This window comes from Clostridium celatum (assembly GCF_021412605.1).
Classification (GTDB): domain Bacteria; phylum Bacillota; class Clostridia; order Clostridiales; family Clostridiaceae; genus Clostridium; species Clostridium celatum.
The window spans coordinates 1-8,985 of the sequence record NZ_JAJKGM010000065.1 but is presented as its reverse complement, the minus strand read 5'-3'; the positions used below and the strand labels follow the sequence as shown (position 1 = coordinate 8,985).

Genomic DNA, 8,985 nt, shown 5'->3' with positions numbered 1-8,985 from the left:
GCCGTGTACCAGACCGGTACGCACGGTGGTGTGAGAGGACGGAAAATAAAATAATTATTTTCCTCCTACTCGATTTTTTTTGATTATGTAGAAAATAAAATATATAAAGATGATGCTATAGGTATTTAATTTATAAGAATTACTGAATATATAGTTACAATTAATAATGAGCTACTTTTAATTTTAGAAATTAAATCAATAATTTAATAAAAATAATTACAAGCCATATTCAACAAAAATAATAAATAAAAAAATCAGGTTGCACTAAATTATGAGTAATTTGAATGCAGCCTGATTTAATATTATTTTAATATATATTCATTAGAGGTAACAAAAATAGTGGATTTAGAATAACTTGTTTGTTTAACTATAATAGAATCACCACTATTAATATCTGTTGTTTTAACTCTTAAAGTATTTTCATTTACATATTCAGTATCAACTATATTATCATTTATAAAAACTCTACTAAATGTATTAAAGTTTTTACCTGTAATTTCAATATAATCGCTATTAATAACAACATTATCAATGATAAAGTCTCTAAGACCATATTTAAAATTATCAGATGGGATAGCTTTTGTGTAATCAGATGTGTAATTTTTGCCGTAAAGCATATCATATTCTAATATTTTTAAATTTTCAAGTTTTTCATCAGTAGGCATAGTACTTCTATGAAGCTTGGCCAAAGTAGTTAATGGGAAGTTTAAATCAGATAATATCTTTGAACTAAGTTCATATGCCTTTAAATCTTCATCTTTTTCTTCTAATCCGAAGTTATCCCAAATAACATATGATGTTTGTTTTTGATTGCCAGTAATTAAATCATCATTTGATAAGCCTACAGCTGGAAGATGATCACCATATAATATAACAGCAGTAGGTTCATTAGTAGCTTCTACAAGTTCAAGTAATTCACCTATAAACATGTCCATTTCATGAATTTGTTGAAGGTAATATTCTAATCTGCTTTTATTTTCTTCATTATAATCACTTGTAATTTCAAATTCGGTAGTATCTTCTTTATCACTTGGATACCCACCATGCCCTTGAACAGAAACTGCAAAAACAAGAGCAGGATTTTCTGATTTTTCCAAAGAAAGCTTTATTTCAGGTAATAATAAGGTATCTTTTGCCCAGCCTAGAGGAGTAACATTATTATTACAACCCATTACTTCAAGAGAAGCGAAGCTATCAAAGCCTAGATTTTTATAAACTTTATTTCTACAATAGAATGTTCCTTCATGATTGTGCATAGCATCAGCATCATAATTATAATCTTTTAAATATGAAGCTAATGAAGGGGAAGTTTTACTTGATAATAATGTATTATAAGGGAATTCACCAGCACCAAAAAGTGATGAAGATAATCCTGTTATTACCTCAAATTCTGTATTAGCAGTACCCCCACCAATAGAAGGAACTTCTAAGAATCCAGAAGAATAATTATCAATTAAATATTGGAAATTAGGAGTAACTTCCTTATTAAATGTAAAATCTTTTAACATAGATTGATCTATGAAAGATTCTAATTGAACTATTATTATATTTGGTGTTTTTGGAGTTACACTAGTATTAGAAGTATTTACAACAGTTGAATCAGTAGTATCTTCATCTACAGTTTCTTCACCGGTACTATAAAGATTAATTTCATTTTTAGTTTTTTCAACTAAAGAATCAGAGTAACCTTGAGGCTTGTCTATACCTGTGTTAACAATACTATTTAAAAATGAAAAAGCAAATCCATATTCTTTATACTTAGCAGTAATATCCCAGAAATTTTTACTAACAACTTTCTTTTCCATAGCATAATCAGTTATTCTTGGTGATATAAGAATAAGTAATACTAATGAAATTATATTTAATGTATAGCTCATTTTTACTTTTGGTGATTTTATAAAAATTACAATCAGTGCAACAATAAGAACGATCAATGCAATTATCATTAATATTAATGAAGATGATGTTAAATATTGATTACTTAATTCTAGTCCATTTTTTATCATTCCAAGATCTGCTCCTGTTAATGGAGTACCTCTAAATTGTAATACAAGATTATCACCAATACTAAATATAATCCAAATAGAAGTAATTAGAGTAAATACAAAAAGTCTTCTTTTAAATAAAAAACAAGGACTTAAGGTTAAAGCAACAATAAAAGTGTTAAAAGCAAATTTACTAAAAAAATGTCTTACAAAATCTTTAGCTTGTACAAATTCCCCTCTAGTAATTGCTTCAATTGTAAATGTTAACAAGAAGGAATAGGCAATAAAAAAAAGTAAACTTACTAATACTTTTTTATTAAAAATTTTTTTTATTATGTTCAATACAAACTCTCCTCAAATTAAATTTTTTGTAAAGTTAAAATTAATATGTTAAAAAGTAAAAACTTTTTAACATATTAATTATAGAGAAGTAAACCAATATATACAAGATAGGTTATTAATGAAAATATGTGAAAATTTCATGAATAATCTAGTATTTGGTAGAGTTTAAAGGTTAAATTTATTTATAAATAGATATAAGTAGTATATAATTTAAAAGGTATTACCAAATTTGGTTAGTAAGTTTAAAGTTACATATGAAAAGGTATATTAGGTGATGTACAGAAGAGATAAAATATAAAATTGATAGAGGTGTTATGATGAAAAAAATTAGTATAATAATACCAGTATATAATGTAGAAAAATATTTAAATAAATGTTTAGATTCAATAGTAAAACAAAGTTATAAAAATTTAGAGATACTAATAATTGATGATGGATCTAAAGATAATAGTTTAAAAATTGCAAGAGAATACGAAAAGCGTGATAATAGGATAAGAGTATTTACTCAAAAAAATTCAGGGGTAAGCTCTGCAAGAAATCTAGGAATAAAAAACTCTACAGGAGACTACATAACTTTTGTTGATAGTGATGATTGGTTAGAATTAGATATGTATGAAAAAATAATAGATAGATTTAATGAGTCAATTGATGCTGTAGTTTATAGTTTTATAAGAGAGTATCCAAATAGAAGTGAGAGAGAAGTTATTCCATTTGAAAAAGAAACTATATTAAATGAAGAAGAAATATATAGTAAGTGGATTTTCAATTTAATTTCAGGAGAAGATGAAAGAGAAAGCTATATAATGGCAACAATTTGGAGATGTATTTATAGAAGAAATATAATCGAAGAGTATAGTATTTTATTTGATAATGATTTATCTTATGCAGAAGATTTAATTTTTAACTTAAAGTATTTTACTAAATGTAAAAAAATCTACATATATAATGAAGCTTTATATCATTATAGATTTAATACAAATTCTCTAGTAACTAAATATGATAGTGAGCTTTGGAATAAGAATTTAAAAGTGAACGAAGCTATTAAGAATATTTTTGAGAGTAATAATAAAGAAAAACTTATTATTACTAATGAAGTTTTAAATAGTAATGGCATGTTAATAAATAATAATAATTATGAAATTAATAAAGAAATACAAGAGCGAATTAATAGTAGATTAATTTCAGTTTGTGTTGGATGTTTAGTTAATATTTTTCATGAAAACAATAATGATAGTATAAGTGTTAAATATAAAAAGGTAAAACAAATATTAAATGATAAAAGTTTAGTGGAGGTCAAATCCAAATACAATATTAAAAATAAAAAGTATAAGCTTTTAACATTAAATATGCCAATTATACCAATAGTAATTATAAATATAAATAAAATGAAAAATAGAATTTTAAAGTAAGGGAGAAACGATGAGGACTAAAAAGGCATTAATTAATTCAAGTGCAAATATATTATGTTTTATAATTGCATTTATACCTAGTTTAATTATAAGAAAAATTTTCTTAGATACATTAGGTAGTGATATTTTGGGGTTAAACTCCTTATACAATAATATAATAGGATGGCTTTCTATAGTTGAATTAGGAGTTGGAACTGCAATTATATATTCATTATATAAACCATTTGCAGATAATGATAGAAGTCAAATAAGAGCCTATATAAGATTTTATGGGAAGTTTTATAGAAGTGTTGGCTTTGTTATATTAATAATAGGACTTATAATTACTCCATTTTTAAAGTATTTTATAAAGGAAAATATTGATTTAAAACTAGTAAGTATAGGATTTATATTATTCTTATTAAATAGCTTTATATCATATATGTTTTCACATAGATTATGTATATTAAATGTAGCTCAAGAGGAATATAAGGTTACAATTGGAACTACAATTTCAAAGCTTGTAATAACATTAATTCAATTTTTTATGCTTAAGATATACCCTAGCTTTTTACTATTTATAATAATACAAATAGTAGTAAATCTTATATATTTCATAACTATAAATATGTATATAAGTAAGCGATATTCTTGGTTAAATGAAGGAAAAGAAAGTTTAGAAGAGGAAACAAGTAAGAAGCTATTAAAAAATGTTAGAGCTATGTTCATGCATAAGATTGGTGATTTAGTTGTTAATAGTACAGATAATATAGTTATTTCAAAATTTGTTGGATTAGGAGCGTTAGCTAATTATTCAAACTATCAAATGGTAATTACAGCATGTCAAACAGTAGTAAGTAGAGGTTTAATGGGACTTACTGCAAGTATAGGAAATATGTTATCTACAGAAAATAAAGAAAAGGCATATAATGTTCATAAAAAGGTATTTTTCTTAAACTTCTGGGCTGTATCATTTATAGTTATATCTTTATATAATACATTAAATCAATTTATAGGAATGGTATTTGGAGAGCAATATTTATTAGATAGTCTAACCTTTGCAATAATATTAATTAATGTATACTTTGCATCTATGAGAGGTTCCGTTGAACAATTCCAAAGTGGAAGTGGTAACTTCTATCAAGATAGATATGCACCAATAATTGAATCTATAATAAATTTTGTATCATCAATAATATTAGTAAATTATATAGGTATTGCAGGAGTGTTTATTGGTACACTAATATCTAATTTTACAGTAGTTTTCTGGACAAAACCATATGTTGTTTATAAGTATGTTTTTGATAAAAAGCTTATTGATTATTTTATGATGTATTTTAAATATTTAATAATAGCAATAATACCATTAATAATAACTAATTATGCTACAATACCATTTAAGGAAAGTTACGATATAGTTAGTTTTATAACAAATTGTGCAATTAATGTGGTGTTAATTAACGTTATATATTTAATAATATTCTTTAAGAGCGAAGAATTTAAATATTACTTATCAATTTTTAAAAGAAAATAAATTTATATTTTAAAGTCTCTAATAAGATAAATTTTCTTATGGGAGACTTTTATTATAGGAAAAAAATGTTACAAAAAACATCTTTTATGTTATAATTTAACATAAAAGAAAGAGATTTATAAATTTATGGGAGGAACATATGAGAATGAAAAAAAGTACAAGAATTATTTTATTATCCATAAGTATAGTAATTGGGATAATTATTATTGGAATAGTTGCTACAGGGTTCTATGCTGGGAGCTTACTTAACAAAATTGAAGAGGTAAAGATAGAAAAGGATAATATAGGAATAAAAGAAGAGGTACAAGAAAAGTTAAAAGAATATGAGGGAACAATAAAAAATATAGCTTTATTTGGTATAGATACAGATGAGAATGGCATAGGAAGATCGGATGCAATAATGATAGCAACATTAGACACAGAGCATAAAAAGTTAAAAATAACATCTATAATGAGAGATTCTTATGTTGATATAGAGGGGTATGGAAAAGATAAATTAAATCATGCCTATGCTTATGGAGGAGCAGAGCTTGCAATGAATACTTTAAATAAAAATTTTGATCTTAATGTAGAAGATTTTGCAACAGTAAATTTTTCATCATTACCTAAAATAGTTGATCAATTAGGTGGAATAGATTTAGATATAGATAGTGAAGAGATGGAGTTTATTAACGGATATATAGGAGATCTTAATAATACTAATGGAACTTATTCAGAGCAAATAACAGAACCAGGGATTCATCATGTAAATGGAACACAAGCTATGGCATATTGTAGAATAAGATATACATCAGGAGATGATTATAAAAGAACAGAGAGACAAAGAGAAGTACTATCTCAATTATTTAATAAAATAATGGAAGTGCCAGTAACATCTTATCCATCATTATTAGCAGAATTATTACCAATGGTTAAAACAAGCCTATCTTCAAGTGAAATTTTAGAACTTGGAAACGAAGTATTAAAAATAGGTACTAAAAGCATAGAACAAGAGAGATTTCCTATAGATGGCTATTGTGAAGGAGACTATATAGATGGAGTATTTTACTTAACCTTTGATGAAGAAACAACAATTAACCAAATGCACGAATATATATTCGAAGATAATAAAACTTGGTAAAAGTTTGAGTTGAAAAGCATAAAGAAAATTTTAATATTGGGAAAATAAAAAAGGAATTATTAAACCTACTGGAATTATTGCAATTTTACCTTAAATTTAATTAATTATTTCATGGTAATTGCAAATATTCCTTTCGGTTTAATAATTCCTTTCTTATTATTGACTAATTATTTATCATCGAAGATGTAGTCCATCATTTGTTTTTTAGCTGTTTCTAAATCATATGATAGGTAGTATACTCCATCAATAGTTATACCTTCCCCGTATCCGTCCCTAGGGAATCTATCTTGAATTAATCCATTTTGTATTATGCTTGTAGCTTTACTTGCAATAGCCAACATATCATTTGAAGTCATATTTGTTTGAACATATGGTAGTACAGTAGATAAAATTCCAGGGTATGAAGTAACTGATTGAGTAGCTAATTTATTAAATAATCTATTTAAAACAGTTCTTTGTCTTTCTGTTCTTACATAGTCTCCGCCAGTTGCATATCGTATTCTGGAATAGCTTAGAGCTTGATCACCGTTTAAAGTATATGTACCAGATGAGTTTATACCAGGTATATGAGGAACTTCTTCTTCTGTAATAGTTATATCAACACCACCAAGTAAATCTATAATTACAGGCAATGAAGAAAAATTAACAGCAACAAAATCTTCAATATTTAACCCAAAATTACTATTGATAGTTTTTATTGCAAGTTCAGGACCACCGTATGCATAAGCATGATTAATCTTGTCCATACCATAACCTTCTATATTAACGTATGAATCTCTCATAATAGAAGTAAGTTTTAATTTTTTATGAGTAGAATCTATAGTTGCAATCATTATAGAGTCAGATCTACCAGTTATACCATCTTCCGAGTCTATTCCAAATAAAGCAATATTTTTGATATCTTTAATTTTATCATCATCATAAGATTCTTTAATTTCTTCAGTATTAATGCTTAAGTCAGTATTATCAAGTTTTACATTATCAACCTTATTTAATAAAGAATAGATGCTAAAGACACCTATTAAAATTAAAATTATAAGTGTTGATACAAAACCAAGTGTAATTTTAAGCCATAAATTTTTATTTTTTCTCTTTCTTTTTCTTTTTCGTTTCTTAGTTATTTCTTCATTCATGCCCATCACCTCATTTTATATATTAGCATTTTGTCTAAAAATTGTAAAATATCTATGTTATATGTATGATTAGGTTATATGATAAAATCAATAAAATATATTAACTACAAACTTTTTGGTAGTGTGTTGTTTGAGATTTAATTAATATGATACAATTAAGTAAATATTAATTAAGTATTACGTATAATCAACAAAGGGTTAGCATTAGGAGGTAAAATTATTGAGTAAGTTAGATACAAAAAAGGTAAGGGTTTTAAGTGTTTTTGGAACTAGACCAGAAGCAATAAAGATGTGTCCATTGGTTAAGGCTTTAGAAAAAGATGAAAGAATAGAATCTATAGTATGTGCAACAGCACAACATAGAGAAATGCTAGATACAGTTTTAGATATATTTGATGTTAAGCCACAATATGATTTAAATGTAATGTCTCATGGTCAAACTATAGTAGATGTATCAAATAAGGTTTTAACAGGAGTGGATAAAACAATAAAAGATTGCAACCCTGATATAGTTTTAGTTCATGGAGATACTTCAACAACATTAAATGGAGCATTAGCTGCATTTTATAATCAAAAGGTAATTGGTCATGTTGAAGCAGGACTTAGAACTGGAGATATTTACTCACCATTCCCAGAAGAAGCAAATAGAAAATTAACGGGAGCTATAGCAACAATGCATTTTGCAGCAACAGAAAGCAATAAGAATAATTTAGCAAAAGAAAATATTACAAAGAACGTATACATAACAGGAAATACTGTAATTGATGCATTACTTAGTGTTGTTAATAAAGAACATAAATTTGAGAATGAAACAATAAATAAAATAGATTTTAATAATAAGAAAGTAGTATTATTAACTGCTCATAGAAGAGAAAATTGGGGAGAACCAATGAAGGATATATTCGCAGCAGTTAGACAACTTATAGAAAGTAATAATGATGTAGATGTTATATTCCCAATGCATAAGAATCCATTAATTAGAAGTTTAGCTAAATCAAGTTTTGAAGGAATAGAAGATAGAATTCATCTAATAGAACCATTAGAGTATGTTGACTTTGCTAATCTTATGGCAAAATGCTATTTAATAATGACAGATTCAGGTGGAATTCAAGAAGAAGCACCAGCACTTGGCAAACCAGTTATGGTTTTAAGAACAGAAACTGAAAGACCAGAAGCAATAGAAGCTGGAACTGTAAGACTTGCAGGAGTAAAGAAAGAAGATATATTTCATATAGCAAATGAGCTTGTAAATAATGAAGTCGAGTATAATAAAATGGCTCACGCAGCTAATCCATATGGAGATGGAAAGGCTTGCAAAAGAATAATCAATCATATTGTTGATTATTTCAATAAATAAAATAAAATCTTAGTACTATTTTAGTACTAAGGTTTTATTTTTCAGACTTCTGACAAAGTGTCAGTAGTCTTTAATTTTATACAAATATGTAATATAATTTAAAATATATTAATTTATTACATAGAG

At 26.0% G+C, this 8,985-nt stretch carries 6 protein-coding genes; 4 read left to right on the top strand and 2 right to left on the bottom strand.

The window, feature by feature from the left end:
- Nucleotides 1-302 precede the first annotated feature (302 nt).
- Nucleotides 303-2,327 carry an LTA synthase family protein gene (locus LPC13_RS16010; RefSeq protein WP_051040635.1) on the bottom strand — a complete coding sequence of 675 codons (2,025 nt, stop codon included), beginning with the start codon at nucleotides 2,325-2,327 and terminating at the stop codon, nucleotides 303-305.
- Between the two features lie 317 nt (nucleotides 2,328-2,644).
- Between LPC13_RS16010 and LPC13_RS16005 the strand changes: the two genes are divergently transcribed.
- The 3 genes from LPC13_RS16005 (at nucleotide 2,645) to LPC13_RS15995 (ending at nucleotide 6,369) form a co-directional block, all read left to right on the top strand.
- Nucleotides 2,645-3,736, top strand: a complete 1,092-nt coding sequence (locus LPC13_RS16005; protein WP_040418423.1) for a glycosyltransferase family 2 protein — start codon at nucleotides 2,645-2,647, stop codon at nucleotides 3,734-3,736.
- Nucleotides 3,737-3,746: 10 nt separating this feature from the next.
- The gene (locus tag LPC13_RS16000) at nucleotides 3,747-5,249 is read left to right on the top strand and encodes an O-unit flippase (RefSeq protein WP_005210056.1); all 1,503 of its coding nucleotides are present in this window, start codon (nucleotides 3,747-3,749) and stop codon (nucleotides 5,247-5,249) included.
- Between the two features lie 139 nt (nucleotides 5,250-5,388).
- Entirely contained in the window at nucleotides 5,389-6,369 is a 981-nt protein-coding gene (locus LPC13_RS15995) for an LCP family protein (RefSeq protein ID WP_234089011.1), read from the top strand.
- A gap of 167 nt (nucleotides 6,370-6,536) precedes the next feature.
- Here LPC13_RS15995 and LPC13_RS15990 read toward each other — a convergent pair whose 3' ends face one another.
- The gene (locus LPC13_RS15990; protein ID WP_040418420.1) at nucleotides 6,537-7,502 is read right to left on the bottom strand and encodes an LCP family protein; all 966 of its coding nucleotides are present in this window, start codon (nucleotides 7,500-7,502) and stop codon (nucleotides 6,537-6,539) included.
- A 220-nt stretch (nucleotides 7,503-7,722) separates the two neighbouring features.
- Between LPC13_RS15990 and wecB the strand changes: the two genes are divergently transcribed.
- Entirely contained in the window at nucleotides 7,723-8,859 is a 1,137-nt protein-coding gene (wecB, locus tag LPC13_RS15985; RefSeq protein WP_005210044.1) for a non-hydrolyzing UDP-N-acetylglucosamine 2-epimerase, read from the top strand.
- Nucleotides 8,860-8,985: the final 126 nt, after the last annotated feature.

Bases quoted from the DNA above. Each gene is read 5' to 3' on its own strand.
- LPC13_RS16005 (WP_040418423.1), top strand. From the start codon at position 2,645: ATGAAAAAAATTAGTATAATAATACCAGTATATAATGTAGAAAAATAT.
- LPC13_RS16000 (WP_005210056.1), top strand. From the start codon at position 3,747: ATGAGGACTAAAAAGGCATTAATTAATTCAAGTGCAAATATATTATGT.
- LPC13_RS15995 (WP_234089011.1), top strand. From the start codon at position 5,389: ATGAGAATGAAAAAAAGTACAAGAATTATTTTATTATCCATAAGTATA.
- LPC13_RS15990 (WP_040418420.1), bottom strand. From the start codon at position 7,502: ATGAATGAAGAAATAACTAAGAAACGAAAAAGAAAAAGAAAGAGAAAA.